Source organism: Paenibacillus maysiensis (assembly GCF_000520815.1).
Taxonomy (GTDB): Bacteria; Bacillota; Bacilli; order Paenibacillales; family Paenibacillaceae; genus Paenibacillus; species Paenibacillus maysiensis.
In genome coordinates this window covers 1-309 of sequence record NZ_ASRY01000290.1, presented here as the reverse complement: position 1 = coordinate 309, position 309 = coordinate 1, and the positions used below count along the sequence as shown (strand labels likewise).

Below are 309 nucleotides of genomic sequence, written 5' to 3'. Positions count from 1 at the left end.
AACGTGGACTTCATCGGCCGGATCGACAACCAGGCGAAAATCCGGGGGTACCGGATTGAGACGGGCGAAGTCGAAGCGAAGGTGCTGAGTGTAGGTGGCGTGAAGGAAGCGGTCGTCGTCGTCAGGGAAGATCAAGAAGGTCAGAAAGCTTTGTGCGCTTATTATACAGCGGAAGAAGGCTTGACGGCGGCAGACCTGAAACGGGCGATTGCCAGCGAGCTGCCGGGGTACATGATCCCGTCGTACTTCGTCGAGCTGGAGCGCCTGCCTCTAACGCCGAACGGAAAGATCGACCGGAAGGCGCTGCCG

Annotated in this window: 1 protein-coding gene; it reads left to right on the top strand. The window is 59.2% G+C overall.

All coding sequences use genetic code 11. The features are described from left to right. Positions 1-309 (top strand): AMP-binding enzyme (locus L696_RS28900; protein ID WP_155985454.1); only part of this gene is annotated, 309 nt, incomplete at both ends.